Origin of the sequence: Klebsiella sp. C349492, assembly GCF_042055345.1 — a bacterium.
GTDB lineage: Bacteria > Pseudomonadota > Gammaproteobacteria > Enterobacterales > Enterobacteriaceae > Klebsiella > Klebsiella scottii.
Genome location: NZ_JANQCE010000002.1, coordinates 855,522 through 882,139 on the forward strand (window position 1 = coordinate 855,522; position 26,618 = coordinate 882,139).

21 protein-coding genes are annotated in these 26,618 nt (G+C 56.3%); 9 read left to right on the forward strand and 12 right to left on the reverse strand.

Going from position 1 to position 26,618, the window contains the following annotated elements:
• Positions 1 to 7 precede the first annotated feature (7 nt).
• From NWP14_RS11645 to pncB, 4 genes are all read right to left on the reverse strand, one after another.
• On the reverse strand, positions 8 to 1,198 hold the full coding sequence (locus NWP14_RS11645) for an amino acid aminotransferase (RefSeq protein WP_095095720.1): 1,191 nt from the start codon (positions 1,196 to 1,198) through the stop codon (positions 8 to 10).
• Between the two features lie 191 nt (positions 1,199 to 1,389).
• Positions 1,390 to 2,445 carry a porin OmpF gene (gene ompF / locus NWP14_RS11650; protein WP_375215349.1) on the reverse strand — a complete coding sequence of 352 codons (1,056 nt, stop codon included), beginning with the start codon at positions 2,443 to 2,445 and terminating at the stop codon, positions 1,390 to 1,392.
• 591 nt (positions 2,446 to 3,036) lie between these two features.
• Positions 3,037 to 4,437 carry an asparagine--tRNA ligase gene (gene asnS, locus NWP14_RS11655; RefSeq protein WP_095095726.1) on the reverse strand — a complete coding sequence of 467 codons (1,401 nt, stop codon included), beginning with the start codon at positions 4,435 to 4,437 and terminating at the stop codon, positions 3,037 to 3,039.
• Positions 4,438 to 4,603: 166 nt separating this feature from the next.
• Complete coding sequence (pncB, locus tag NWP14_RS11660; protein WP_095095729.1) at positions 4,604 to 5,806, reverse strand: nicotinate phosphoribosyltransferase; 1,203 nt, start codon at positions 5,804 to 5,806, stop codon at positions 4,604 to 4,606.
• Between the two features lie 329 nt (positions 5,807 to 6,135).
• Between pncB and pepN the strand changes: the two genes are divergently transcribed.
• A complete protein-coding gene (pepN, locus tag NWP14_RS11665) occupies positions 6,136 to 8,751 on the forward strand; it encodes an aminopeptidase N (protein ID WP_346431802.1) in 2,616 nt (871 codons plus the stop codon).
• A 51-nt stretch (positions 8,752 to 8,802) separates the two neighbouring features.
• On the opposite strand, the gene ssuB is transcribed toward pepN, so the two are convergent.
• From ssuB to ssuE, 5 genes are read right to left on the reverse strand one after another with little or no spacing between them, the layout of a single operon-like run.
• On the reverse strand, positions 8,803 to 9,576 hold the full coding sequence (ssuB, locus tag NWP14_RS11670; RefSeq protein ID WP_095095734.1) for an aliphatic sulfonates ABC transporter ATP-binding protein: 774 nt from the start codon (positions 9,574 to 9,576) through the stop codon (positions 8,803 to 8,805).
• Positions 9,573 to 10,364, reverse strand: coding sequence for an aliphatic sulfonate ABC transporter permease SsuC (ssuC, locus tag NWP14_RS11675; RefSeq protein WP_095095737.1), 792 nt, complete (start codon positions 10,362 to 10,364; stop codon positions 9,573 to 9,575). Before ssuC ends, ssuB begins: the two co-directional genes overlap by 4 nt.
• A 10-nt stretch (positions 10,365 to 10,374) precedes the next feature.
• Positions 10,375 to 11,520 (reverse strand): FMNH2-dependent alkanesulfonate monooxygenase, encoded by a 1,146-nt coding sequence (gene ssuD, locus NWP14_RS11680; protein WP_375215350.1) that lies wholly within the window; start codon positions 11,518 to 11,520, stop codon positions 10,375 to 10,377.
• Positions 11,517 to 12,479: a sulfonate ABC transporter substrate-binding protein gene (locus tag NWP14_RS11685; protein WP_331835663.1), complete on the reverse strand. Its 963-nt coding sequence runs from the start codon at positions 12,477 to 12,479 to the stop codon at positions 11,517 to 11,519. The genes ssuD and NWP14_RS11685 overlap by 4 nt, the downstream gene beginning before the upstream one ends.
• Positions 12,472 to 13,047 carry an NADPH-dependent FMN reductase gene (gene ssuE, locus NWP14_RS11690; RefSeq protein WP_095095749.1) on the reverse strand — a complete coding sequence of 192 codons (576 nt, stop codon included), beginning with the start codon at positions 13,045 to 13,047 and terminating at the stop codon, positions 12,472 to 12,474. Before ssuE ends, NWP14_RS11685 begins: the two co-directional genes overlap by 8 nt.
• 252 nt (positions 13,048 to 13,299) lie before the next feature.
• Between ssuE and pyrD the strand changes: the two genes are divergently transcribed.
• Together pyrD and zapC are read left to right on the forward strand one after the other, a co-directional pair.
• On the forward strand, positions 13,300 to 14,310 hold the full coding sequence (pyrD, locus tag NWP14_RS11695; RefSeq protein ID WP_095095752.1) for a quinone-dependent dihydroorotate dehydrogenase: 1,011 nt from the start codon (positions 13,300 to 13,302) through the stop codon (positions 14,308 to 14,310).
• Between the two features lie 167 nt (positions 14,311 to 14,477).
• The gene (gene zapC / locus NWP14_RS11700; RefSeq protein WP_331835662.1) at positions 14,478 to 15,020 is read left to right on the forward strand and encodes a cell division protein ZapC; all 543 of its coding nucleotides are present in this window, start codon (positions 14,478 to 14,480) and stop codon (positions 15,018 to 15,020) included.
• A gap of 45 nt (positions 15,021 to 15,065) precedes the next feature.
• On the opposite strand, the gene NWP14_RS11705 is transcribed toward zapC, so the two are convergent.
• Complete coding sequence (locus tag NWP14_RS11705) at positions 15,066 to 16,175, reverse strand: YcbX family protein (RefSeq protein WP_375215351.1); 1,110 nt, start codon at positions 16,173 to 16,175, stop codon at positions 15,066 to 15,068.
• A gap of 98 nt (positions 16,176 to 16,273) precedes the next feature.
• On the opposite strand from NWP14_RS11705, the gene rlmKL reads away from it, so the two are divergent.
• The 6 genes from rlmKL (at position 16,274) to rmf (ending at position 24,195) form a co-directional block, all read left to right on the forward strand.
• Positions 16,274 to 18,379, forward strand: coding sequence for a bifunctional 23S rRNA (guanine(2069)-N(7))-methyltransferase RlmK/23S rRNA (guanine(2445)-N(2))-methyltransferase RlmL (gene rlmKL, locus NWP14_RS11710; RefSeq protein ID WP_095095761.1), 2,106 nt, complete (start codon positions 16,274 to 16,276; stop codon positions 18,377 to 18,379).
• A gap of 12 nt (positions 18,380 to 18,391) precedes the next feature.
• The gene (locus tag NWP14_RS11715; protein ID WP_095095764.1) at positions 18,392 to 20,299 is read left to right on the forward strand and encodes an ABC transporter ATP-binding protein; all 1,908 of its coding nucleotides are present in this window, start codon (positions 18,392 to 18,394) and stop codon (positions 20,297 to 20,299) included.
• A 14-nt stretch (positions 20,300 to 20,313) separates the two neighbouring features.
• A complete protein-coding gene (gene pqiA, locus NWP14_RS11720; protein WP_095095767.1) occupies positions 20,314 to 21,582 on the forward strand; it encodes a membrane integrity-associated transporter subunit PqiA in 1,269 nt (422 codons plus the stop codon).
• Complete coding sequence (pqiB, locus tag NWP14_RS11725) at positions 21,572 to 23,209, forward strand: intermembrane transport protein PqiB (RefSeq protein ID WP_095095770.1); 1,638 nt, start codon at positions 21,572 to 21,574, stop codon at positions 23,207 to 23,209. Before pqiA ends, pqiB begins: the two co-directional genes overlap by 11 nt.
• Positions 23,209 to 23,772 carry a membrane integrity-associated transporter subunit PqiC gene (gene pqiC / locus NWP14_RS11730; RefSeq protein ID WP_095095776.1) on the forward strand — a complete coding sequence of 188 codons (564 nt, stop codon included), beginning with the start codon at positions 23,209 to 23,211 and terminating at the stop codon, positions 23,770 to 23,772. Before pqiB ends, pqiC begins: the two co-directional genes overlap by 1 nt.
• A 255-nt stretch (positions 23,773 to 24,027) precedes the next feature.
• The gene (gene rmf, locus NWP14_RS11735) at positions 24,028 to 24,195 is read left to right on the forward strand and encodes a ribosome modulation factor (RefSeq protein ID WP_004871568.1); all 168 of its coding nucleotides are present in this window, start codon (positions 24,028 to 24,030) and stop codon (positions 24,193 to 24,195) included.
• 63 nt (positions 24,196 to 24,258) lie between these two features.
• Here the strand turns inward: rmf and fabA are convergent, their stop codons facing one another.
• Positions 24,259 to 24,777, reverse strand: coding sequence for a bifunctional 3-hydroxydecanoyl-ACP dehydratase/trans-2-decenoyl-ACP isomerase (gene fabA / locus NWP14_RS11740; protein WP_095095783.1), 519 nt, complete (start codon positions 24,775 to 24,777; stop codon positions 24,259 to 24,261).
• A gap of 69 nt (positions 24,778 to 24,846) precedes the next feature.
• Positions 24,847 to 26,604 (reverse strand): AAA family ATPase, encoded by a 1,758-nt coding sequence (locus tag NWP14_RS11745; RefSeq protein WP_375215352.1) that lies wholly within the window; start codon positions 26,602 to 26,604, stop codon positions 24,847 to 24,849.
• Positions 26,605 to 26,618 lie beyond the last annotated feature (14 nt).

The window sequence follows — 26,618 nt, forward strand, 5'->3', positions numbered from 1 at the left end:
AGCGGCGTTACAGTACGGCGACGATCGCTTCACACAGCGGCGCCATATTGTCCGGCGTCATGCCGGCAACGTTAATGCGCCCGGAAGCCACGGCGTAAATCGCGAACTCTTCGCGCAGACGCAGAACCTGCTCTTTAGTCAGGCCGCTAAACGAGAACATGCCGTTTTGCTTAATGATGAAGGAGAAGTCGCGGTTAGCGCCTTTTTCCTGCAGGGTATTCACGAACAGCAGGCGCATACGCTGAATGCGCTGACGCATGTCGGTCAGCTCCTGCTCCCAGATAGCGCGCAGCGCATCGTTGCTGAGAATTGTCGCCACAACGGCAGCGCCGTGTGCCGGCGGGTTGGAGTAGTTAGCGCGGATCACTGACTTCATCTGGCTGAACGCGCGGTCGACGGTGTCGCTATCGCTTGCCACCAGCGTACAGGCGCCAACGCGCTCATTGTACAGGCCGAAGTTCTTCGAGTAGGAGCTGGCAACCAGCAGCTCTTTGTGCAGCGCGGCAAACGCGCGCAGGCCTTCAGCATCTTCTTCCAGACCGCGGGCAAAGCCCTGATAGGCGAAGTCGAACAGCGGCAGCCAGCCCTTATCAACGGAGAGCTGCGCCAGCTGTTGCCACTGCTCCAGGGTCGGATCGATACCGGTTGGGTTATGGCAGCAGCCGTGGAACAAAACAACGTCGCCAGCCTGGGCTTCATTGAGGCTTGCCAGCAGGCCAGCAAAGTCGAGAGTGCGGTTAGCCGCATCGTAGTAGGTGTACTCGCGAACTTCGAGGCCGGCGGAATTGAATACGCTCTTGTGGTTCGGCCAGCTCGGATTGCTCACCCAAACGCGCTTAACGTCGGTATTTTTGGCAAGGAAGTCGGCGGCAACGCGCAGGCCACCGGTACCGCCTGGAGTCTGGGCGGTACGCGCGCGCTTATCGCTGACGATAGCGCTTCCTTTACCGAACAGCAGCTCCTGCGTGCATTGACCAAATTCCGGAATACCATCGATACCCAGATAATTTTTGGTGGTCTCATTCTCCAGCAGATATTGCTCTGCCTTCTTCACGCTGGTCAGGACCGGGGTTTTACCCGTTTCATCTTTATAAACGCCAATCCCGAGGTTAATTTTTGTAGGACGGTCATCGGCACGAAACAGATCGGCCAGGCCCAGAATAGGGTCGGCAGGGGCGGCAGTAATGTTCTCAAACATGACGAGGTTCCATTGTGATTACTGAAGGGAGTTCCGCTATCAGGGTAACGGGAGAATGAGCAATTGCCAACCGTTTGCGACAAAAAGCGCGAAGGTTTTCCAAAGTTACGATCTTTGCCTTAGTAACGCAGAAAAGCAGGACCGAAGTCCTGCTTTTTAGGCATATCACGAAGGGGTGTACTGATTAAAACTTAGAACTGGTAAACGATACCCACGGCGACGGTGTCGTCGGAATTCACGCCCAGTTTGTTGTCGCTATCGATCTGGTTGATCTGATAATCGACATAGGTAGACATGTTTTTGTTGAAGTAGTAGGTTGCGCCGACATCAATGTAGTTGATGTAGTCTTCGTTACCCACACCCTCAACGTTTTTCGCTTTAGATTTGTAGTAAGCGATGGACGGACGCAGGCCGAAATCAAACTGATACTGCGCAACGATGGAGAAGTCCTGAGTCTTGTTGGCAAAACCGTCAGTAATACGGGTCGCATTACGGGTTTCGCCGTACAGAGCTGCCAGGTAGATGTTGTTCGCATCATATTTCAGACCGGTTGCCCACTGCTCGGCTTTGTCGCCTTTACCGCGAGTCAGAGCCTGCTGTGCATCGGTACGATCCGCTGCGCCGTATGCGCCGACAATGCCGAAGCCGTCGATGTCATAGCTCAGAGAGGTTGCCCAGCCGTCGCCGTTAGAGCGGGAAGAGTCTGTGTGCTCGTTTTTGCCCAAGTACTGTACGCCAAAGCTCAGGCCGTCAACCAGACCGAAGAAGTTGGTGTTACGGTAGGTTGCGAGACCACCGGTACGACCTGCGAAGAAGTTATCGCTGGAACCGGTGTCGCCACCAAACTCAGGCAGCATATCGGTGACGCCGATAGCGTCATACACCAGGCCGTAGTTACGACCATAGTTGAAGGAGCCTGCATCGCCGAATTTCAGACCGGCGTATGCCAGACGGGTTTTGTTGCCGCTCTGAGCGTCGCTACCTTCAGTGTTATTACCCTGGAAGTTATATTCCCACTGGCCGAAACCGGTCAGCTGATCGTTGATCTGGGTTTCACCTTTAAAACCTAAACGTGCATAGGTCTGGTCGCCGTCATTACCCTTGTTATCAGAGAAATAGTGCAGACCTACGGTTTTACCGTACAGATCGAGTTTGTTGCCGTCTTTGTTATAGATTTCTGCAGCATTTGCTGCGCCGGCTACCAGCAGGGCAGGGATCACCGCTGCCAGAATATTGCGCTTCATCATTATTTATTACCCTCATTAGTATTTTTATATGAACACTTGCCACTGCCGCCAATACATTCTGTCAATGAAAATTTACAGAACCATTGATGATAGTTTGGTGTCTGAAGGCATCTTTCCATCCGCGACATCGTTTCGCTAGCCGGAAAATGCTACCAATGTCGCATATGAGTAACAATTAGAAAGTGTATGTAACAAAATGTGAATTTTTGGGAACTTTGTGAACTCAATCAAAATTCCATTCCACTTTGCGTATAAAATCGTCATGGCTTATATATCTATATGAATTAATTATGATTAATTTAGATAAGAGCCGATTTGTGCATTTTGTAGCTGGTTTTCGCTTTTTTTTTACTCAACGTTTGTCTTTGCATGTTGTGCGGTGGGTGGTTAAAAAATGAGCAAAATAATCAGGCATTTCGCCCATGAATGAACATAAGGTGCGCTTTCTCGTTTCGGCGGGTAGCGAAATAGTGAGTAACATAAATGTGAAGCGGAAGGCTTGATGTTTAAATTTCTTGATATTCGTTAACAATAGCTGACATAAAAAAGGGCCAGCTTACGCTGACCCTTTTTACAAAGCGGTAATAAAAATCAGAATGTCGCGCTGCGCGGGGTGCGCGGGAACGGAATGACGTCGCGAACGTTCTGGACGCCGGTTACGTAGGCAATCAGACGCTCAAAGCCCAGTCCGAAACCGGAGTGCGGAACGGTGCCGTAACGGCGCAGGTCGCGGTACCACCAGTAGTCTTCTTTATTAAGACCCATTTCCGCCATGCGCGCGTCAAGCACGTCCAGACGCTCTTCACGCTGCGAACCACCGATAATTTCACCGATGCCCGGCGCCAGAACGTCCATTGCGGCGACGGTTTTCCCGTCTTCGTTAAGGCGCATGTAAAACGCCTTGATGTCTTTCGGATAGTTTTTTACCACCACCGGTGCTTTGAAGTGCTCTTCTGCCAGATAGCGCTCGTGCTCGGAAGAGAGGTCCACGCCCCAGTAAACCGGGTTTTCGAACTGCTTACCGCAGTTTTCGAGGATCGTTACCGCGTCGGTATAATCGACCTGGGCGAAATCGGCAGACACGAAACGCTCAAGGCGATCGATCGCATCTTTATCCACGCGTTCGGCGAAGAATTTCATGTCATCCGCGCGCTCTTCCAGTACGGCCTTGAAGACGTACTTCAGCATCGCTTCCGCCAGGCCCGCAACATCGTTCAGGTTGGCGAAGGCCACTTCCGGTTCCAGCATCCAGAATTCCGCCAGATGGCGGCTGGTGTTGGAGTTTTCCGCACGGAAGGTCGGACCGAAGGTGTAGATTTTTGACAGCGCGCAGGCGTAGGTTTCGCCGTTCAGCTGGCCGGATACGGTAAGGAACGACTCTTTGCCGAAGAAGTCCTTATCGAAATCCACTTTGCCCTGGTCGTTACGCGGCAGGTTTTCCAGATCCAGCGTGGAGACGCGGAACATTTCACCTGCGCCTTCGGTATCAGAGGCGGTAATCAGCGGGGTAGAAACCCAGAAGAAGCCCTGCTCGTCAAAGAAGCGATGCAGCGCCTGCGCCAGAGTATGACGCACGCGGGCAACCGCGCCAATCAGGTTGGTACGCGGACGCAGGTGGGCAACTTCGCGCAGATACTCGATGCTGTGGCGTTTAGCCGCCATCGGGTAGGTATCCGGATCTTCGACCCAGCCGGTAACTTCTACGCTGCTGGCCTGAATTTCGAAGCTCTGGCCCTGGCCCTGAGATGCCACGACTTTACCGGTGACGATGACCGAACAGCCGGTAGTCAGACGCAGCACTTCCTGATTGTAATTGGGAAGAGAATTACTAATGACGGCCTGTACAGGATCAAAGCAGGAACCGTCATAGACGGCCAGGAAGGAAAAGCCAGCTTTTGAATCTCGGCGGGTACGTACCCATCCGCGGACGGTGACTTCGCTGTCAACCGCAACACGGCCCTGGAGTACGTCGGCTACAGGCACAACGCTCATAATAGTCTCTCTATTCGTAGTCCAATAAAAATATCTGTTTCCCCCGGCAATCGGGGGATATCTATGTTACCTGTCATCTTCCATCAGACAAGCAGATTTCGCACCGCGAGGGAGAGTTTTCGGAAATAAATAAGGAACAAGGAGCCAGAACGGCTCCTTGTGGTGATTAACTGGCCTTTTTAATCGGCGGCAGGTCGAAGGCTTCGCGCAGGGCGCGCACAAATGCCTTATCGTGACAGATGGTTTTGCCCGGGCTGTCAGAGAGCTTGGCCACCGGCTTGCCGTTGCATTCCACCAGCTTGATCACGATATTGAGCGGCTTAACCTGTGGAATATCACAGGTTAAGCGCGTACCGATGCCAAAGCTGAGATTCACCCGCGATGAGAAATGACGATACAAATCGACGGCTTTCGTCAGGTCGAGGTTATCGGAGAAGACCAGTACTTTACTCAGCGGGTCGATACCCAGCTTCTGATAATGGGCGATGGCTTTCTCGCCCCATTCAACCGGATCTCCGGAGTCGTGGCGCAGACCCTGATAGCGTTCGGCGAATTCCGGGCCGAAATCACGCAGGAAGGCATCCATAGTAATACAGTCGGTCAGGGCAATGCCCAGCTGGTCCGGATACTCTTCGAGCCAGGCGGCAAGGGCCGCGCGCTGGCTGCTGGCAAGGTTCGGGCTGATCTGCTGATGGGCCTGGAACCATTCATGAGCCTGAGTGCCCATCGGCGTCAGATGCAGGCGACGAGCCAGGTCGTAGTTGCTGGTGCCGGTAAACCACGGCTCCTGCTGCAGACGTTCGACGATAGCCTGCTGTACTTCGCGCGAGAAGCGACGACGGGTACCGAAGTCCATTAAGCGAAAGCGGCTCATATCGATATCGGCCGTGATTTCCCGGAAGTCGCTCAGCTTGCGTTCGAGGGTCTCCAGCGCCAGCTCAACGCCGATTTCCGGCGAGCGGTAGCGGTGAACCAGCTCGCTGATCACCGCCAGCAGCGGGACTTCCCACATAATGACTTCACGCCAGGGCCCGGAGAGACGAATGTTCAGCTTGCCGTTGTCGTTACTGACGGTGACCTGCTGCGGGTCGTAACGGAAGTCGCGCAGCCAGTCGAGATAATCGTGCGAAAAGAACGGCAGGGTCGACAGCCAGTGATACTCATCGTCCTGCAGCTTCAGGTCGCGCATGGCCTCAACCTGTTCGCGAATCGCATCGGCATAGATGCCGAGCAAATCATCCCCGCGGCAGCGGAACTCCGCCGCAACGTGTACATCGTAATAGCGGTGGAAGACGGCCTGCTGCATGTGCAGCTTGTAGGCATCCGTATCAAGCAGCGAGTGCAGTACAGGAGAAGTGAATTGTGTCATGGTGCGCGGTAGCATCCTCTCACTGGAGCGTTTCCATCAAAACCTAAGCAGAAAAAAGGAGGCGGAGTATAGCTTTATTCCCCGACTCTGTCCCGCAGTGAAGGCCGATGGCGACGCTGACGGTCATTTGCGAGGCCTAGTTTAATATATTGAACACGGATCACACCACAAGCTTTGCACCGGGTCGAGCGCATTTCGTGCCTCCTGTGTTATCAAAATGTAGCGATTTTCGTGTTTGACGTTGAAAAGATGAAGATTCTGCATAGCGAGAACATCACAACAGGAATAGACTGGGTTTGACACTTTATGGAACATGCTAAAGGTTTTTTATGACACAACAGCCCCAAGCCAAATACCGCCACGACTATCGTGCGCCGGACTATCTGATTAGCGATATCGATTTGACCTTTGACCTGGATGCCGCGAAAACCGTTGTTACGGCTGAGAGTAAACTCTCCCGTCACGCGGCTGCGTCTGATGTGCCATTGCGTCTGGATGGCGAAGACCTGACGTTGGTCTCTCTGCAGGTTAACGGTCAGCCGTGGAGCGACTATAAAGAAGAAAATAACCAGCTGGTTATTGGCGGTTTACCGGAACATTTCACCCTGACTATCGTCAATGAAATCAGCCCGGCGGCCAATACCGCGCTCGAAGGGCTGTATCAGTCAGGCGAAGCGCTGTGCACGCAGTGTGAAGCAGAGGGCTTCCGCCATATCACCTGGTACCTGGACCGCCCGGACGTTCTGGCGCGTTTCACCACCAAAATTATCGCCGACAAGGCGAAATACCCGTACCTGCTGTCTAACGGCAACCGCGTGGCGCAGGGCGAGCTGGAAAACGGCCGTCACTGGACGCAGTGGCAGGACCCGTTCCCAAAACCGTGCTATTTATTCGCGCTGGTGGCCGGTGATTTCGACGTCTTGCGCGATACTTTCATCACCCGTTCCGGACGCGAAGTGGCGCTGGAGCTGTTCGTCGATCGCGGCAACCTTGACCGCGCGCCGTGGGCGATGACGTCGCTCAAAAACTCGATGAAATGGGACGAAACTCGTTTCGGCCTCGAGTACGATCTCGACATCTATATGATTGTCGCCGTCGACTTCTTTAATATGGGGGCGATGGAGAACAAAGGGCTGAACGTCTTTAACTCCAAATACGTGCTGGCGCGTACCGATACCGCCACCGATAAAGACTACCTCGATATCGAACGCGTGATTGGCCACGAATATTTCCACAACTGGACCGGCAACCGCGTGACCTGCCGCGACTGGTTCCAGCTGAGCCTGAAAGAAGGCCTGACCGTGTTCCGCGATCAGGAGTTCAGCTCCGATCTGGGCTCGCGCGCGGTGAACCGCATCAATAACGTCCGCACCATGCGCGGGCTCCAGTTTGCCGAAGACGCCAGCCCGATGGCCCATCCGATTCGTCCGGATAAGGTTATCGAGATGAACAACTTCTACACCCTGACGGTATATGAAAAGGGCGCGGAAGTGATCCGCATGCTGCATACCCTGCTGGGTGAGGACAACTTCCAGAAAGGCATGCAGCTGTACTTCGAGCGCCATGACGGCAGCGCCGCCACCTGCGACGATTTCGTTCAGGCGATGGAAGACGCGTCGAACGTTGACCTGTCTCATTTCCGCCGCTGGTACAGCCAGTCCGGTACGCCGGTAGTGAGCGTGCATGATGACTATAATCCGGAAACCGAGCAGTACCGCCTGACCATCAGCCAGCGCACGCCGCCGACTTCCGAGCAGGCGGAAAAACAGCCTCTGCATATTCCGTTTGATATCGAGCTATATGATAACGAAGGCAAGGCGATCCCGCTGCAGAAGGGCGGGCATCCTGTGCATCACGTGCTGAACGTCACCCAGGCCGAGCAGACCTTTGTCTTTGATAACGTCTACTTCCAGCCGGTTCCGGCGCTGCTGTGCGAATTCTCCGCGCCGGTGAAGCTGGAATATAAGTGGAGCGATCAGCAGCTGACGTTCCTGATGCGCCACGCGCGCAACGACTTCTCCCGCTGGGATGCGGCGCAGAGCCTGCTGGCGACCTACATCAAGCTTAACGTCAACCGCCATCAGCAGGGTCAGCCCCTGTCGCTGCCGGTTCACGTCGCCGATGCGTTCCGCGCGATCCTGCTGGATGAGAAGATCGATCCGGCGCTGGCGGCAGAGATCCTGACGCTGCCGTCCGCCAGTGAAATCGCCGAGCTGTTTGCGATTATCGATCCGATTGCCATTGTGGCGGTGCGCGAAGCGCTCACCCGCACGCTGGCGAAAGAGCTGGCGGATGAATTCCTCGCTATCTACAACGTCAATAAGCTCGACGGCTATCGCGTAGAGCATGCCGATATCGGCAAGCGCTCGCTGCGCAATACCTGCCTGCGCTACCTGGCGTTTGGCGATGCTGAGCTGGCGGATAAACTGGTCGTCGCCCAGTATCATCAGGCCGACAACATGACCGACGCGCTGGCGGCCCTGTCGGCGGCGGTGGCGGCGCAGCTGCCGTGCCGCGATGCGCTGATGCAGGAATATGACGATAAATGGCATCAGGATGGCCTGGTCATGGACAAATGGTTGATCCTGCAGGCCACCAGCCCGGCGGATAATGCGGTGGATGCGGTACGTGCGTTGCTGAATCATCGCTCGTTCAGTATGAACAACCCGAACCGCGTCCGCTCGCTGATTGGCGCTTTTGCCGGCAGCAACCCGGCGGCTTTCCACGCCGAAGACGGCAGCGGATATCAGTTCCTGGTGGAGATGCTGACCGAGCTCAACAGCCGCAACCCGCAGGTGGCCTCGCGTCTGATTGAGCCGTTGATTCGTCTGAAGCGTTATGATGCCAAACGCCAGGCGCTGATGCGCGCGGCGCTGGAGCAGCTGAAAGGTCTGGAGAATCTCTCCGGCGATCTGTTCGAGAAAATCAGTAAAGCGCTGGCGTAAAGGGCGTTCCGCTCCCGGATTGCGGCGGCAGCGCCGCGCTCCGGGAGCCGTTTAGCCGTGACTGAACAGGCGTGGCGAGGCTTCGTGCCTGCCGCGCTTCATTACTCTGTTGAGAACTTCTGCCTCCAGCTCCGCCAGCCGCGCCGAACCGGTATGCCGCGGGCGAGCAATATCCACCGTGACGTCCAGCCCAATCTTGCCCTCTTCAATCAACAGCACCCGATCGGCCATCGCCACCGCTTCGCTCACATCGTGAGTCACCAGCAGTACGGTGAACCCATGTTCCTGCCAGAGCGAGACGATTAAATCCTGCATTTCAAGGCGGGTGAGGGCGTCAAGCGCGCCCAGCGGCTCGTCAAGCAGCAGCAGGCCGGGGCGATGAATCAGCGCCCGGGCCAGCGCCACGCGCTGCTTTTGTCCGCCGGAAAGCGCCGCTGGCCATTCGTTGGCGCGATTTTCGAGGCCGACGCTGGCCAAAGCCTGCAGGGCCGCGTCTCGCCACGAGCCTTTAAGCCCCAGGCCGACGTTATCGATCACCGTTTTCCACGGCAGCAGGCGCGAATCCTGAAACATCATGCGGGTATCGTCCTGGATTTGCGCCAGCGGCGTCGAACCCGCCAGCAGCTCGCCGGCGTTGGGTTTCTCCAGCCCGGCCAGCAGACGCAGCAGGGTACTTTTACCGCCGCCGCTGCGCCCGACCACCGCGACGAACTGCCCGGTGGGAATATGTAAATCAAGCGCGTTAAGAATCGTGTTTTCGCCGTAGCGTTTGGTCACGCCGTTGAGCAACAGCGGGATCCCAGGGTTCAGACGGGCGGTCGTCATGCGTTAGCCTCCTGAAGATGATAGGCCGGATTCCAGCGCAGCCAGACGCGCTCCAGCAGCTGTGCGCTGAAGTCGGCCAGTTTGCCTAGAATGGCGTAGAGAATGATGGCCACGACCACCACGTCGGTTTGCAGAAATTCTCGCGCGTTCATAGCCAGGTAGCCGATGCCGGCGTTTGCCGAGATGGTCTCGGCGACAATCAGCGTTAGCCACATCAGGCCGAGAGCGAAGCGAATACCCACCATGATTGACGGCAGAGCCCCGGGCAGAATCACGTGACGAAATAGCGCAAAGCCGGATAGGCCGTAGCTGCGCGCCATCTCGACCAGCCCGCGGTCAATGTTACGAATACCGTGCCAGGTGTTGATATAAATCGGGAACATGGTGCCCAAAGCGACGAGAAAAATCTTGGCGCTCTCGTCGATGCCGAACCATAAAATAACCAGCGGAATCAGGGCCAGGTGCGGCACGTTGCGCAGCATCTGAATCGAGGTGTCCAGCAGACGCTCTCCCCAGCGCGAGAGGCCGCTAATCATCCCCAATGCCAGGCCAATGGAGCCGCCGATAGCGAAGCCAAGCAGCGCGCGCCACGAGCTGATGGCCAGATGTTGCCAAAGCTCGCCGCTGGCGGAGAGCGTCCAGAAGGCTTTCAGCACCCCTTCCGGCGAAGGCAGGATCCGGGTGGAGAGCCAGCCCACCGAAGAGGCGAGCTGCCAGACGATGACGGTGCCGACCGGTAAAAACCAGGGGGCAAGGCGAATCAGGAGTTTTTGCCCAGGGGTTGCCATATGTCGCTCCTCAGCTCTGCGCCGCTTTACGCGGGATAAATTCATTCGCTACCGCTTCACCCTGCGGACGCAGACTCTGCGGCTGCGGGATTGACGGAATATTGACGTCCAGCAGCGGGAACAGCAGCTCGCCGACGCGCAGGGCTTCTTCAAGGTGCGGATAGCCGGAAAGCACGAAGCTATCGATGCCGAGATCGGCATATTCATTGATACGCTCGGCGGCCGTGGCGGCATCGCCGACCAGCGCGGTTCCGGCGCCGCCGCGCGCCAGCCCGACGCCGGCCCACAGGTTAGGGCTGATTTCGAGCTTGTCGCGCTGGCCGTTGTGCAGCGCGGCCATTCGGTGCTGGCCGACGGAATCCGTTTGCGCAAAGGCGGCCTGCGCCCTGGCGATAGTGTCATCATCCAGATGGGAAATTAAGCTCTCCGCCGCCTGCCAGGCCTCTTCGTTAGTTTCACGCACAATCACATGCAGGCGGATGCCGAAGCGAACCTTACGACCGTGGCGCGCGGCCTTTTCGCGCACCTGGGCGATTTTTTCCGCCACCTGCGCCGGGGGCTCTCCCCAGGTCAGATACAGATCGACCTGCTCGGCGGCAAGATCCTGCGCCACTTCAGAGGATCCGCCGAAGTAGAGCGGGGGACGCGGCTGCTGCAGCGGCGGGAACATCAGCTTCGCACCGCGCACGCGCTGATGCTTGCCGTTGAAGGTCACGGTTTCGCCCTCCATCAGCCGGCGCCAGATATGGGTAAATTCCGCCGAGGCTTCGTAGCGCTCGGTGTGATCGAGGAACACGCCGTCGCCGGCGAGCTCCTGCGGGTCGCTGCCGGTCACCAGATTAAACAGCGCCCGGCCGTTGGAGAGTCGATCCAGCGTCGCCGCCTGGCGCGCCGCGACCGTTGGCGAAACGACGCTCGGACGCAGGGCGACGAGAAATTTCAGGCGCTGAGTCACCGGGATCATCGAGGCGGCCACCAGCCAGGCGTCTTCACATGAGCGTCCGGTGGGGATCAGGACGCCGGTAAATCCCAGCCGATCGGCGGTCTGCGCAATCTGCTGCAGATAGCCGTAGTCAACCGGACGCGCGCCTTGATCGGTCCCAAGATAGCGACCGTCACCGTGAGTGGGTAAAAACCAGAACATATTCAGACTCATGATTTCGCTCCTTGAATGGCTGCGGGCTGCCAGATGCGCGCGCGGATATCGACTTTTTTCGGCACCAGCTTGTTCTCATAGAACAGGTCGGCGGTTTGCTGCTGGCGCGCGGCCGTTTCGGCGCTAACCGGCGTAATGGTGGTTGGCGGGCGATGGTCGAGATAGCTGGCTATCACCGCTTCAGGAAGACCCATGATTTTGGCCAGCAGGGTAATGCTTTGCGGACGCTGGCTGAGCGTCAGCGCATCGGCCTGGCTAAAGGTTTGCAGCACGCCTTCAATAAAGGCGCCGTTTTTTTCCGCATAAGGACGAGAAGCGAGATAGAAAGAGCCGGTTTGCTTCAGGTCGGTTCCATCTTTCAGAACCCGGGCGCCGCCCTGCTGGAGAGCCGCGGAGTAGTAGGGGTCCCAGATAGCCCACGCGTCGACGTTACCTTGCTGGAAAGCCGCACGGGCGTCGGCGGGAGCGAGATAGACCGCCTGAATATCGTTGAACGTCAGACCCGCCTGCTGTAGCGCGCGGAGCAGCAGGTTGTGGGAGCTGGAGCCGCGCTGAAAGGCGACCTTATGGCCCTTTAGCTGCGCGACGTTTTTAATCGGGCTGTTTTCCGCCACCAGAATCACTTCGGCTTTGGGTTTAGGCGGTTCGGCGCCGACATAGACCAGATCGGCCCCGGCAGCCTGGGCAAAAATAGGTGGAATATCGCCGGTGCTGCCAATATCAATGCTGCCGACGTTCAACGCTTCGAGCATCTGCGGGCCGGCGGGAAACTCCACCCATGAGATTTTGGTGCCCGGGTAGCGTTGTTCCAGCAGCTGGTGGCTTTTCGCCAGCACCATGCTGACGCTGCCTTTTTGATAGCCGACGCGTAGAGCATCCGGCGCGGACTGCGCCGCGTGGGCCAGGGCGGAGAGCATCAGCAGCCCGCCGAGCGCCAGGGGAGCCAGGAGATTACGCATGTTCGACCCCGTGCGTTGCTTTGAGGGCAGGCGCGCGGCTGGTTGGGCGATGAAGCGCCTGCCAGAAGGTTTCCAGCGCGTGGTCGAGGCGACCCTGCAGGTTTGGCGTAAACTGCGGCTTGTGCTGGTAGTCAGTCACCTGGCTGTCATCGGCAAACACGCCGTGGAGGATCTCCTGGGCCTTCAGCGCGTTGAGAACCGGCTTCAGGGCATAATCCACCGCCAGCATATGGGCGATAGTGCCGCCGGTCGCCAGGGGCAGGACGATTTTTCCTTCCAGCGCGCGTTCCGGAAGCAGATCGAGCAGCGTCTTCAGCGCGCCGGAGAAAGAGGCTTTATAGACCGGAGTGGCGATAATCAGGCCATCCGCGCCGGCCAGCTGTTCGTTCAGAGTATGCAGCGCCGGATTATCGAAACGGGCATAAAGAAGATCTTCCGGGGCAAAATTCTGCAGGTGCCAGTGGCAGACTTCAACATCAGCGGCGGAGAGCGTCTCTCTGGCGTATTCCAGAAGGGCGCTGGAACGGGAAGGGTAGCGCGGGCTACCCGCTAGTGTAATGACACGCATGTTCTCTCTCTCCTTATAACCAAATGTTCGCATTTATCTATTATTGATAACATTTACTGGCAGTGTGACAGAGGCGATTTATTTACCTAAATGATTTTTCCACCCTTGTTTTGTCAGAATTTGCATAAAGAAGGGCGGAAAAGTAAACGTTTGCGTTGGATGGACGATTTTTTGTCGTAGGTCAATTCCCTTTCCGCTGAGGATCGAACATAATACGCCCCCGGTTTGCACACCGGGAATCCAGGAGAGTTCATGTACTACCCCTTCGTTCGTAAAGCTCTTTTTCAGCTCGATCCTGAGCGCGCTCATGAAGTAACCTTCCAACAATTACGCCGTGTATCGGGAACGCCGCTTGAGATGCTGATCCGCCAGAAGGTGCCGGCTAAACCGGTGACCTGCATGGGACTCACGTTTAAGAATCCGCTGGGCCTTGCCGCCGGGCTGGATAAAAACGGCGAGTGTATCGATGCGCTCGGGGCTATGGGTTTTGGTTCAATCGAAATTGGTACCGTGACGCCGCGCGCGCAGCCGGGCAACGATAAGCCGAGGATCTTCCGTCTGGTTGCGGCAGAAGGTTTGATCAACCGCATGGGCTTTAATAATCTCGGCGTTGATAACCTCGTCGAGAACGTTAAAAAGGCGCATTTTGACGGTATTCTTGGGATTAATATTGGTAAAAATAAGGATACCCCGGTTGAGCAGGGCAAAGATGATTACCTGATTTGTATGGAAAAAGTCTATCCCTATGCCGGCTATATCGCCATTAATATCTCCTCACCGAATACCCCGGGCCTGCGCACGTTGCAATATGGCGACGCGCTCGATGATTTACTTTCCGGTATTAAAAATAAGCAGCTTGAGCTGCAGCAAAAGCATCAAAAATATGTCCCCGTGGCCGTGAAGATCGCCCCGGATCTTTCCCTCGAGGAATTGATCCAGGTAGCCGATAGCCTGGTTCGCCATAATATTGACGGCGTGATTGCCACCAATACCACCCTCGATCGATCGTTGGTGCAGGGAATGCAATATTGCGATGAAACCGGTGGCCTGAGCGGTCGTCCTCTGCAATTAAAAAGCACTGAGATTATCCGCATGCTGGCGACAGAATTAAACGGCCGCTTGCCAATTATCGGAGTAGGCGGGATTGACTCTGCGATTGCAGCCCGGGAAAAAATGGCCGCCGGCGCGACGCTGGTCCAGATTTATTCTGGCTTTATTTTTAAAGGCCCGCCGCTGATTAAAGAAATTGTTACCAATATCTAATCTTTTCCCCCTCTGAAACACCCCCAGGGCTTTATTTCCGGCCCTGGTTGTTTTATATTCCCTCATTGTTGCTTATTTAGACATTTTAGTCTTTTCTTAATTTTGGAAATAATTCTGTTGCCGTATGCCGTGCATTACAGATAGAAGTGAAAGAGGACGGGGGAAAAATGCGGATTAAACCTGACGATAACTGGCGTTGGTATTACGATGAAGAGCACGATCGCATGATGCTCGATTTGGCCAATGGTATGTTGTTCCGCTCGCGCTTTGCGCGCCGGATGCTGACGCCCGATGCATTCGCGCCATCCGGGTTTTGCGTTGACGACGCCGCTCTTTATTTTTCCTTCGAAGAAAAATGCCGGGATATAGAATTATCTAAAGAGCAGCGCGCTGAATTAGTGCTTAACGCGCTGGTTGCCATTCGTTTTCTTAAGCCCCAAATGCCGAAAAGCTGGCATTTCACCACCCATGAAGAGAGCTGGCAGCCCGGCGGCGGCGATACCGCCAGCGCCTGGCTCAGCGATACCGGGCAGCAGGTGAATCTGCTGGTGGTGGAGCCTGGCGAAAATGCCGCACTGTGCCTGCTGGCCCAGCCGGGGTTAACACTGGCCGGACGGGTGATGCAGCTTGGCGACGTGATTAAAATTATGAACGACAGACTGCAGCCCGCCCCGCGTATCTCCAGCTACAGCCTTGGCGAGGCGGTTTAAGGCGGCGAGCCTCTTTGGCTGCCAGCTGAAGAACCTCTGAAGACCTCAGGGCGCCAGGCGTAAGTCGGTTTTTGGTACGCAGCTGCAGCACAGAATAGTGCCATCCGCCGCAACGGCGTTTTTCTTCAGCGGGCTGACCTCACCTTCCTCAAGCCGAATGCGGCAGCTGCCGCAGATGCCCGCCCGGCAGGAATAGGGCACGCGGATCCCCTGTTGCTCCAGCTGTTCCAGCAGAACCTGCTGGTTATTCCCGGTAAAACTCTGTCCCTGCCACTCAATATCAACCGTCGCATTCTGCTGAGCTGCAGAAGGTTCACTATCATCGCTTTCGCCCGCCCCGTAGGCCTTTGCCGGGCCACGCTTCAGCACCTCGACTTCATCGCCCACGCGGATAACGCCGCTGCTGCGGGCAATCAGATTTTGACCGAAATCGACATCGCCATTATCCACGGCGGTGCGAAAGCGTTGCAGCGTGGCTAGCGGTTCGCCGGACGGATGCTTTTGCCCGCGTTCCGGACTGACGGTGGTAAAAATACAGCGGCTGCAGGGCTTGGCGACATCAAAAGTCACTTCGCCAATGCGGATCTCCTTCCAGCTATCTTCCTCCCACGGCTCGGCGCCGGTGACGACCAGGTTAGGGCGAAACTGCTCCATACGTACGCTGGCCGTACAGCGCTGCTGCAGGTCGCGCAGCGAGGCTTCATTGGTGAGTAAATAGGGGTAACCGTCGGCAAAGGTGAGCGGGACGGCGTCATGGCGCTTAACGCGGCGGGTCAGCTGCGGTCCCAGCCAGCGAAGCTGAACCTGGCGATTAAAGAAGCCGCTAAGCCATTGGTTAACCGTTGATGGCGCAACCAGGGCGGTGAAATGGTTTCCCCACACCTCGGTAGGCTCGCCCTGAGGCGCGAAATCAGCGAAGCGAACGATCGCGCTGCTGCCGTCAGGAGCGGTCAGATGAACGCCGTCCTGCAGCGGGGAGGGGGTGAATTTCACCATCTGTGGAAACTGGCGGGCGGTAATAAAGGTGCCATCCGTTTCCGTCACCATAAACAGGCGATCGAAGGCCAGGCCGCTGATATCGGCAAACGCATGCGTCAGGCCAATTCCACGCATGGATTTGACGGGATGAATAAAAAGTCGCGATAGCGTTTTCATGCGTAGTCTCTGGGCTTAAAAATAAGCCTTTAACTTTATGACATGGGGCGCATATTGGCTATAATGCGCACCAATTTTCTTTTAGTAAAAGTGACGATATGAATTCTCTGTTTGCCAGTACGGCTCGTGGGCTTGAAGAGCTGTTAAAAACTGAACTGGAATCACTTGGCGCAGCGGACTGCCAGGTAGTCCAGGGCGGGGTCCATTTTCAGGGAGATACGCGCCTGCTGTATCAAAGCCTGATGTGGAGCCGGCTGGCCTCACGCATCATGCTGCCGTTAGGCCAGTGTAGCGTGTATAGCGATTTGGACCTGTACCTCGGTGTACAGGCCATTCCATGGACGGAGATTTTCACCCCTGACGCCACCTTCGCCGTGCATTTTAGCGGGCTGAACGATGAGATTCGCAACAGTCAGTACGGGGCGTTAAAGGTTAAAGATGCCATCGTCGACAGCTTCACGCGTAAAAATCTGCCGCGGCCGAACGTCGATCGCGAAAATCCCGATCTGCGAATCAACGTCTGGCTGAACAAAGAGACGGCGCATATCTCTTTAGATCTGAGCGGCGAAGGCCTGCATCTGCGCGGCTACCGCGACGGCACCGGGATGGCGCCGATCAAAGAGACGCTCGCTTCGGCGATCGTCATGCGTTCCGGCTGGGTGCCGGGAACGCCGCTGCTCGATCCGATGTGCGGTTCCGGTACGCTGCTGATCGAAGCCGCGATGCTGGCGACCGATCGCGCTCCAGGCCTGCATCGCGGCCACTGGGGCTTCAACGGCTGGGTCCAGCACGATGACGCGGTCTGGAAAGAGGTGAAGGCCGAAGCCCAGACCCGCGCCCGTAAAGGGCTGGCGGCATATGAGTCGCGTTTCTACGGGTCTGACGTCGACGCGCGGGTTATTGAACGCGCGCGCAGCAACGCCCGTCGCGCAGGCGTTGGCGAACTGATTGCGTTTGCAGCGAAAGATGTCGCTCAGCTCAGCAACCCGCTGCCGAAAGGCCCGTACGGGACCGTTATCAGCAACCCGCCGTACGGCGAACGTCTGGAAAGCGAGCCGGCGCTGATTGCCCTGCATAGCCTGCTTGGCCGGACGATGAAAAGTCAGTTTGGCGGCTGGAATCTGTCGCTGTTCAGCGCTTCTCCGGATCTGCTGAGCTGCCTGCAGCTGCGGGCAGACAAGCAGTTTAAGGCCAAAAACGGTCCGCTGGACTGCGTGCAGAAAAACTATCACGTTGCCGAAAACGAAGGCGGCAAAGCGGTATCGCTTGCCGAAGATTTCGCCAACCGCCTGCGTAAAAACCTGAAGAAATTTGAGAAGTGGGCGCGCCAGGAAGGTATTGAATGCTACCGCCTGTATGATGCCGATCTCCCGGAATATAACGTCGCTATCGACCGCTACGGCGAGTGGGTGGTGGTGCAGGAGTATGCGCCGCCGAAAACGGTCGATGCGCATAAAGCCCGCCAGCGTCTGTTTGATATTATCGCCGCGACGATTTCGGTATTAGGTATCGCGCCGAATAAGCTGGTGTTGAAAACCCGCGAACGGCAGAAAGGGAAAAACCAGTACCAGAAAATGGCTGAAAAAGGCGATTTTATCGAGGTACAGGAGTATAACGCTCGTCTGTGGGTCAACCTGACCGATTACCTCGATACCGGTCTGTTCCTCGACCACCGCATCGCGCGGCGTATGCTTGGTGAGATGAGCAAAGGCAAAGATTTCCTCAACCTCTTTGCCTATACCGGCAGCGCCAGCGTCCACGCCGGTCTTGGCGGCGCGCGCTCGACGACCACCGTCGATATGTCGCGCACCTACCTCGAGTGGGCCGAGCGAAATCTGCGTCTCAACGGGTTAACCGGCCGTTCGCACCGCCTGATGCAGGCCGATGTGCTGGGCTGGCTGCGCGAGAGCGATGAACAGTTCGACCTGATCTTTATCGATCCGCCGACGTTTTCTAACTCGAAGCGTATGGAAGAAACCTTCGACGTACAGAGCGATCACCTGCGCCTGCTGACCGATCTTAAACGTCTGCTGCGTAAAGGCGGCACGATTATGTTCTCGAACAATAAACGCGGTTTCCGTATGGATCATGACGGGCTGGCGCAGCTTGGACTGAAGGCGCAAGAAATTACGCAAAAAACGCAATCTCAGGATTTTGCCCGTAACCGTCAGATTCACAACTGCTGGCTGATTACTGCAGCCTGAAAGGAATAAAGAATGTCATTGATTAGTATGCATGGGGCCTGGCTCTCCTTCAGCGACTCTCCGCTGCTGGATAACGCCGAGTTGCATATCGAAGATAACGAGCGCGTGTGCCTGGTTGGGCGTAACGGCGCGGGCAAATCCACCCTGATGAAGATCCTCAACCGCGAGCAGGGTCTGGATGACGGGCGCATTATTTATGAACAGGATCTGGTCGTTGCGCGTCTGCAGCAGGATCCGCCGCGAAATATCGCGGGTACCGTGTACGACTTCGTTGCAGAAGGCATCGAAGAGCAGGCGGCGTACCTCAAAGGCTATCACGACGTTTCTCGTCTGGTGATGACCGACCCGAGCAACAAAAATTTAAACGAGCTGGCGCGTCTGCAGGATCTGCTGGACAACCTCGGTCTGTGGCAGCTGGAGAGCCGCATTAACGAAGTGCTGGAGCAGCTGGGCCTCGATGCCAACGCCGAGCTGGCCTCTCTGTCCGGCGGCTGGCTGCGTAAAGCGGCGCTCGGCCGCGCGCTGGTCAGCGGCCCGCGCGTGCTGCTGCTGGATGAACCGACTAACCACCTCGATATCGAAACTATCGACTGGCTGGAAGGCTTCCTGAAGACCTTCAAAGGCACCATCATTTTCATTTCGCACGACCGTTCATTTATTCGCAATATGGCGACGCGGATCGTCGATCTCGATCGCGGCAAGCTGGTGACCTATCCAGGCAACTACGATCAGTATCTGCTGGAAAAAGAAGAAGCGCTGCGGGTTGAAGAGCTGCAGAATGCGGAGTTCGATCGCAAGCTGGCGCAGGAAGAGGTCTGGATCCGCCAGGGGATCAAAGCGCGCCGTACCCGTAACGAAGGCCGCGTTCGCGCCCTGAAGGCGATGCGTCGCGAGCGCGGCGAACGCCGCGAAGTGATGGGCAGCGCGAAGATGCAGGTAGAAGAGGCTTCACGCTCGGGCAAAATTGTCTTCGAGATGGAGAACGTTAACTACCAGGTTGGCGGCAAGGTATTGGTCAAAGACTTCTCGGCACAGATTCAGCGCGGTGACAAAATAGCGCTGATTGGCCCTAACGGCTGCGGTAAAACTACGCTGCTGAAGCTGATGCTCGGTCAGCTGCAGGCGGACAGCGGACGAGTTCACGTCGGCACCAAGCTGGAAGTGGCCTACTTCGATCAGCACCGCGCCGAGCTTGACCCGGACCGGACGGTGATGGATAACCTCGCTGAAGGCAAGCAGGAAGTGCTGGTTAACGGCAAGCCGCGCCACGTGCTGGGCTATTTGCAGGACTTCCTGTTCCATCCGAAGCGGGCAATGACGCCGGTTCGCGCGCTGTCCGGCGGGGAGCGTAACCGTCTGCTGCTGGCGCGTCTGTTCCTGAAGCCCAGCAACCTGTTGATTCTCGATGAACCGACCAACGACCTGGATGTCGAAACCCTTGAGCTGCTGGAAGAGCTTATCGACGGCTACCAGGGCAGCGTGATGCTGGTCAGCCACGATCGTCAGTTTGTGGATAACACCGTCACCGAATGCTGGATCTTCGAAGGCGAGGGGCGCATCGGTCAGTACGTTGGCGGCTACCACGACGCGCGCGGACAGCAGTCGCAGTCTTTGGCGCAAAAACAGTCCGTGGCCAAAAAAAATGTTGAAGCCGCGCAGCCGAAAACGGAAAGTGTTAAACGTGCGGCGAGCAAACTAAGCTATAACCTTCAGCGTGAGCTGGAGCAGCTGCCGCAGCGTCTGGAAGAGCTGGAGGCCCGGCTGCAGAGTTTGCAGGATCAGGTCGCTGACGCCTCTTTCTTTGGTCAGTCGCATGACCATACGCAGCAGGTGCTGGCGCAGCTGGCCGAAGCGGAACAGGCCCTGGAAACGGCCTTTGAGCGCTGGGAATATCTCGAAGGATTAAAAAACGGCGCATAAGCTGAGGAGTTTTCATGTGCGATCATCATCATGCTGCGCGGCATATCCTGTGTCCACAATGTGATCTGCTGGTGGCGTTGCCCCGGCTGGAGCATCGCCAGAAAGCCGTATGTCCGCGTTGCGGCACAACGTTAACGACTTCATGGGACGCGCCTCGGCAGCGTCCCACTGCCTATGCGCTGGTCGCGTTGTTTATGCTGCTGCTGGCAAACCTGTTTCCCTTCGTCTACATGAACGTTGGGGGACTCAACAGTGAAATTGAGCTGCTGGAGATCCCCAACGTTCTGTTTAGCGAGAATTACGCCAGCCTCGGCACCTTCTTTCTTCTTTTTGTGCAGCTGGTGCCGGCCTTTTGCCTGATAACCATTTTGCTGTTGGTCAATCGCGTTCGTATGCCCGCAGCGCTAAAAGCGTTTCTGGCGCGAATTCTGTTCCACCTCAAAACCTGGGGAATGGCGGAAATCTTTCTCGCCGGGGTGCTGGTGAGCTTCGTGAAGCTAATGGCCTACGGCGATATTGGCGTTGGCCTGAGCTTTTTTCCCTGGTGTATGTTTTGCCTGCTGCAGCTGCGCGCGCTACAGTGCGTGGACCGGCGCTGGCTTTGGGACGACATCGCGCCAATGCCTGCGGTTAAACAGCCGCTGAAGGTTGGCGTGACGGGGATTCGCCAGGGCCTGCGCTCCTGTTCCTGCTGTACGGCCGTTTTACCCGCCGATGCAGCGGTATGCCCGCGCTGTCAGACGAAAGGGACGGTGCGGCGTAAGCATAGCCTGCAGTGGACGCTGGCCCTGCTAATCACCTCGTGCCTGCTCTATCTCCCCGCCAATATCATGCCCATTATGATAACCGACCTGCTGGGCGATAAAATGCCGTCTACGATCATGGCCGGGGTGATCCTGCTGTGGAGCGAAGGATCGTATCCGGTTGCGCTGGTGATATTCATCGCCAGTATTATGGTGCCGACGTTGAAAATGCTCGCGATTGGCTGGCTGTGCTGGAACGCCAACGGCAATGGTTCGCGTGATTCAGAGCGTATGCATCTGATTTATGAAGTAGTGGAGTTTGTTGGCCGCTGGTCAATGATTGATGTTTTTGTCATCGCTGTACTCTCGGCGCTGGTGCGCATGGGAGGGTTGATGAATATCTATCCTGCGATAGGGGCGGTGATGTTCGCGCTGGTTGTTGTGATGACAATGTTTTCAGCGATGACGTTCGACCCTCGTTTGTTGTGGGACCGTGAACCAGATTTAAGCCATGAGGAAATACAGCAGCATGGAAAATAATAGCGGAGAAGCAAAAGTGCAAAAGGTGAAGAACTGGTCACCAGTATGGATCTTCCCCATCGTCACTGTGCTAATCGGCGCGTGGATTCTTTTTTATCACTATAGCCATCAGGGGCCGGAGGTGACGCTGATCACCACCAACGCCGAGGGCATTGAGGGTGGTAAAACCCGGATTAAAAGCCGCAGCGTTGACGTCGGTGTGGTAGAAACCGCCACCCTGACGGACGATCTGACGCACGTAGAGATTAAGGCTCGCCTGAACTCCGGTATGCAGAAGCTTTTGCATCAGGACTCGGTGTTTTGGGTGGTAAAGCCGCAGGTGGGGCGTGAAGGGATCAGCGGCCTTGGGACGCTGTTATCCGGAGCCTATATTGAGCTTCAGCCTGGAACGAAAGGGGCGGATGCTGCGCAGTACCCGCTGCTGGACTCTCCGCCGCTGGCCTCGCCGGATGCGAAGGGTATCCGCATTCTGCTGGAAAGCAATAAAGCCGGCCAGCTCTCTCCCGGCGATCCGGTGCTCTTTCGCGGCTATCGGGTGGGGTCGGTCGAGACCAGCACCTTCGATCCGCAAAAGCGTAATATTACCTATCAGCTGTTCATCAACGCGCCAAACGATCGCCTGGTGACTACCAACGTTCGTTTCTGGAAAGATAGCGGTATTGCCGTGGATCTGACCTCGGCCGGGATGCGGGTGGAAATGGGCTCGCTGTCGACGCTGTTTGGCGGCGGGGTGAGTTTTGATATTCCGGAAGGGCTGGATCTTGGCGAACCGGTCGCGAACAAGACCGGCTACCATCTTTTTGATGACCAGAAAAGTATTCAGGATTCGGTCTTTACCCAGCACATCGACTACGTGATGTTCTTCAAAGATTCGATCCGCGGGCTTCAGCCCGGCGCGCCGGTGGAGTTCCGCGGGATACGCCTGGGCACGGTCGGCAAGGTACCGTTCTTTATTCCAGGACTGCATCAGCGGCTGAATGACGATTATCGCATTCCGGTAGAGGTGCGCATTGAGCCGGAACGGCTGATCAACCAGCTTGGTGACGATCCGAATATTCGCACCCATATGGACGATCTGATCAATCGCGGCCTGCGCGGTTCGCTTAAAACCGGCAACCTGATTACCGGCGCGCTGTATATCGATCTCGACTTCTATCCCAAAGCGCCTCCGCGCGGCAGCATGCATGAGTTTGGCTCTTATCCGATCATTCCAACGGTTAGCGGCGGCCTCGCGCAAATTCAGCAGCGCCTGATGGATGCGCTGGATAAGATTAACAATCTGCCGATTAACCCGCTGCTGGAGCAGGCGACCAGTACGCTGGCGCAGAGCGAAAAAACGATGCAGCACGTTCAGGCAACGCTGGATAGCTTGAATAAGATCACCTCAAGCCAGTCGATGCAGCAGCTGCCTGGTGATATGCAGAATACGCTGCGCGAACTGAACCGCAGTATGCAGGGCTTCCAGCCGGGGTCCGCGGCGTACAATAAGATGGTTGCGGATATGCAGCGACTGGATCAGGTTCTTCGTGAACTGCAGCCGGTACTGAAAACGCTCAATGATAAGAGCAACGCGCTGGTATTTGAGGCCAAGGGTAAAAAAGATCCGCAGCCGAAGGGAGCGAAATAATGAAAAAGTGGTTAGTAGCGGCAGCGGTATGCGCGCTGGCGGCCTGCAGCAGCAGCGGGGAGGATAAAACCTACTATCAGCTGCCTGTCGCCCAAAGCGGTGCGCAAAGCGCCACCCACGAGGGGAAGAACCTGCTGTGGGTTGAACAGGTCACTATCCCGGACTATCTGGCGGGCAACGGGGTGGTCTACCAGACCACCGACGTGCAGTACGTCATTGCGAGTAATAATCTGTGGGCCAGCCCGCTCGATCAGCAGCTGCGCACCGCGCTGGTTGCGAATTTAAGCAATCAGCTGCCCGGCTGGGTGGTGGCATCGCAGCCGCTGGGCAACGAGCAGGATACGCTTAACGTTTCCGTTAACGGCTTTCATGGCCGGTACGACGGGCGGGTTATCGTCAGCGGTGAATGGCTGCTGAAGCATCAGGGCCAGCTGATTAAGCGTCCGTTTAATATTGAGCTGAAGCAGCAGCAGGACGGTTACGATGCGATGGTGAAAACGATGGCTCAGGCCTGGGCTCAGGAAGCGACCGCTATTGCCAGCGAGCTGAATCGCCTGCCATAAGCAAAATGAATGAAGCTAAACCGCCGCCGTGGTCTGAAAAACCGCGGCGGTTTTTTATTTGCCTCGTCAGATTGTTACTTGTGCTGGTTCACAGTTTTTGTACAAATGAACTTTCATGTAGCTCACAATTATGACAATGGCGTGAATTTTGCGCATTGACGTTACCTCTGATTCGCGGTATTCGTTAACCGTGGTTGCATATTTAGTGACCACTGTTTTCTTTTCCACCAGATCAAAGAATGAGGGAAACGAGGCATGAAGAGACAAAAACGAGATCGCCTGGAACGGGCACATCAACGTGGATATCAGGCCGGGATAACCGGAAGATCGAAAGAAATGTGTCCCTACCAGACCCTGAATCAAAGGTCCTACTGGCTAGGAGGCTGGCGAGAAGCCATGGAGGACAGGGTACAAACTGCCTGACTGTCTCTTTAAAAAAGAAGCCTCCGCAAGCGGGGGCTTCGCCTTTTTAAGCGTTGCTGCTAATCAGAACGCAGAAGTGTCCTGGAACAGGCCCACTTTCAGATCGGCCGCGGTGTAGATCAGACGATCGTCAACCAGCACTTCACCATCCGCCAGGCCCATAATCAGACGACGGTTAACAACGCGTTTAAAGTGAATACGATAGGTCACTTTCTTCGCAGTCGGCAGCACCTGGCCGGTGAATTTAACTTCACCCACTCCCAGCGCGCGGCCTTTGCCTTCGCCACCGAGCCAGCCCAGATAGAAGCCAACGAGCTGCCACATTGCGTCCAGGCCCAGGCAGCCCGGCATGACCGGATCGCCGATAAAGTGGCAACCGAAGAACCACAGGTCCGGGTTGATATCGAGTTCTGCTTCGACATAACCTTTATCGTAGTTACCACCGGTTTCGGTCATTTTGATGACGCGGTCCATCATCAGCATACTTGGCGCGGGCAGCTGCGGGCCTTTTGCGCCAAACAGTTCACCACGGCCAGAGGCAAGAAGGTCTTCTTTCGTATAGGATTCGCGTTTATCTACCATGTTTTCAGTAAGCCTTATTTTGAGTTCGGGACGCAGGATAGCTAACACGTGTAAGCTGAACAAGTCCGATCAGTTAGAACCTGAACCACCTAACCAGCGTAGCGGCCACGGAAAACGATGACGACTCTCTTGCTGCGTCGCCTGCGCAATCCGCTCCTGAATGGTTTGCCGTAAAGTTTGCCCTTCGCCATCCCACAACAGCTGGGTCAGCATGGGCAGCGCTTCCGTAACGTCTTCCACCGCCCAGATGGAAAACTTCTCTTCAGCGACAGCCTGCTGTAGTTCTGGCGCCAGGCTCAGATGGCGAACATTCGCCGCAGGAATGATGACTCCCTGTTTGCCGGTCAGCTCGCGCTGCTGGCAAATGGTGAAGAAGCCTTCAATTTTTTCGTTAAGCCCGCCCACCGGCTGTACGCGACCGAACTGATCGACTGAACCGGTGACGGCGATACTCTGATTAATGGGCACGCCGGCCAGCGCGCTGATTAAGGCGCACAGTTCGGCCATAGAGGCGCTATCCCCGTCCACTTCGCTGTAGGATTGCTCAAAGGTCAGCGATGCGGAGAAGGGGAGCTGCTGCTCGAGTTCGAGTTCGGACATCAGGAACGCCTGCATAATCATCATGCCTTTGGCATGGATATTGCCGCCCAGCTCGGCCTTGCGTTCAACGTCGATGAACTCACCGTCGCCGATATGTACGACGCAGCTGATGCGCGATGGCTCGCCAAAGGCCCGCGGATGACCGGGGAATTCGATGACCGACAGCGCGTTGATTTGCCCGATGCATTCACCTTCGGTCTCAATCAAAATTTGTTCTTGCAGGATTTCATCCTGGATCCGCTCGGCAAGATAGCCTTCGCGCCATTCGCGACGTGCCAGCATGGTCTGCATCTCTTCCGCGGAGATAAGCTCACCTTCGCAGAAGGCGGCGGCTTCGCGCAGCTGGCGGGCAATCCACAGCGGACACAGCGGCAGCGTTTCCTGATCGCCGGTGTAGCGTGCGCCTTCCTGAATCAGCTGCGGCCAGGCATCGGCGGCCAGCCCGGGCAGCTCAAGCTGCTGCGCGTTTTGCCACACCCACTGACACCACTGTTTCAGGGTGTCGCCATCCGCGATTTGCAGATTATCTTCATACTCGCTGTAAATCGCCTGGGCCGAGAGCTCGGGTTCCATATCCTGAAAATCAGCCAATGAATCGCGTTCACCGACCAGAATTATCTTCAGATTGAGCGGCATCGATGGAATGCTGACCGGCAGCGGGCGAGACTCATCGATGGACAGCCAGTCAAAGCGCTGGCGGGTAACGATGTTCTTCAGGCGCATCCACAGCAGCGGTTGGGCTAATAGCGCGCGCAGGGCGATAATAAGCACGCCGCCGTTGCTACGATGTACCAGGCCCGGCTGCAGGGATATTTCGCCGTTAAACTGGCGCACGCAGCCAAAAAGCTGCTCTGCTTCAATCCAGTCGGCTGATTCAACCGGCGCGGTGCTGGCAAAATTATCATCGGCGCTTTTTGCCGGTGAAAGGGTGACGTTTCCACCGTTAATCTGGTAACGCACGCCGTAAAGAGGCGCGGCCGGCTGGTATAAGCTGCGGGTTTCTGCGGCTAACCACTGCAGGTATTCCGGTTCTTCCGGAGCCTTAACCAGCATGAACGGAGAAATGGTCGGAGTCACCAGAAGCTGCTCCAACGCATAGAATAAACGGGGCTGCAGTTCGCCTGACAGGGAAGCCTCTGGCTGGGCTAAATCAGCTTGTGTAAACAGCGCCTGATAACTTTCCGTATCAGGAGCAAGGTCGTTTCGGGTAAGTTTCGTAATGGTCAAAGTCGCTGTTTTTT

Bases quoted from the DNA above. Each gene is read 5' to 3' on its own strand.
- NWP14_RS11645 (WP_095095720.1), bottom strand. From the start codon at position 1,198: ATGTTTGAGAACATTACTGCCGCCCCTGCCGACCCTATTCTGGGCCTG.
- asnS (WP_095095726.1), bottom strand. From the start codon at position 4,437: ATGAGCGTTGTGCCTGTAGCCGACGTACTCCAGGGCCGTGTTGCGGTT.
- ssuD (WP_375215350.1), bottom strand. From the start codon at position 11,520: ATGAGTCTGAATATGTTCTGGTTTTTACCCACTCACGGTGACGGTCGC.
- NWP14_RS11705 (WP_375215351.1), bottom strand. From the start codon at position 16,175: ATGAAAACGCTATCGCGACTTTTTATTCATCCCGTCAAATCCATGCGT.
- pepN (WP_346431802.1), top strand. From the start codon at position 6,136: ATGACACAACAGCCCCAAGCCAAATACCGCCACGACTATCGTGCGCCG.
- NWP14_RS11685 (WP_331835663.1), bottom strand. From the start codon at position 12,479: ATGCGTAATCTCCTGGCTCCCCTGGCGCTCGGCGGGCTGCTGATGCTC.
- pyrD (WP_095095752.1), top strand. From the start codon at position 13,300: ATGTACTACCCCTTCGTTCGTAAAGCTCTTTTTCAGCTCGATCCTGAG.
- rlmKL (WP_095095761.1), top strand. From the start codon at position 16,274: ATGAATTCTCTGTTTGCCAGTACGGCTCGTGGGCTTGAAGAGCTGTTA.
- pncB (WP_095095729.1), bottom strand. From the start codon at position 5,806: ATGACACAATTCACTTCTCCTGTACTGCACTCGCTGCTTGATACGGAT.
- pqiA (WP_095095767.1), top strand. From the start codon at position 20,314: ATGTGCGATCATCATCATGCTGCGCGGCATATCCTGTGTCCACAATGT.
- ssuE (WP_095095749.1), bottom strand. From the start codon at position 13,047: ATGCGTGTCATTACACTAGCGGGTAGCCCGCGCTACCCTTCCCGTTCC.
- zapC (WP_331835662.1), top strand. From the start codon at position 14,478: ATGCGGATTAAACCTGACGATAACTGGCGTTGGTATTACGATGAAGAG.
- pqiB (WP_095095770.1), top strand. From the start codon at position 21,572: ATGGAAAATAATAGCGGAGAAGCAAAAGTGCAAAAGGTGAAGAACTGG.
- pqiC (WP_095095776.1), top strand. From the start codon at position 23,209: ATGAAAAAGTGGTTAGTAGCGGCAGCGGTATGCGCGCTGGCGGCCTGC.
- ssuC (WP_095095737.1), bottom strand. From the start codon at position 10,364: ATGGCAACCCCTGGGCAAAAACTCCTGATTCGCCTTGCCCCCTGGTTT.
- fabA (WP_095095783.1), bottom strand. From the start codon at position 24,777: ATGGTAGATAAACGCGAATCCTATACGAAAGAAGACCTTCTTGCCTCT.
- NWP14_RS11715 (WP_095095764.1), top strand. From the start codon at position 18,392: ATGTCATTGATTAGTATGCATGGGGCCTGGCTCTCCTTCAGCGACTCT.
- ssuB (WP_095095734.1), bottom strand. From the start codon at position 9,576: ATGACGACCGCCCGTCTGAACCCTGGGATCCCGCTGTTGCTCAACGGC.
- ompF (WP_375215349.1), bottom strand. From the start codon at position 2,445: ATGATGAAGCGCAATATTCTGGCAGCGGTGATCCCTGCCCTGCTGGTA.
- rmf (WP_004871568.1), top strand. From the start codon at position 24,028: ATGAAGAGACAAAAACGAGATCGCCTGGAACGGGCACATCAACGTGGA.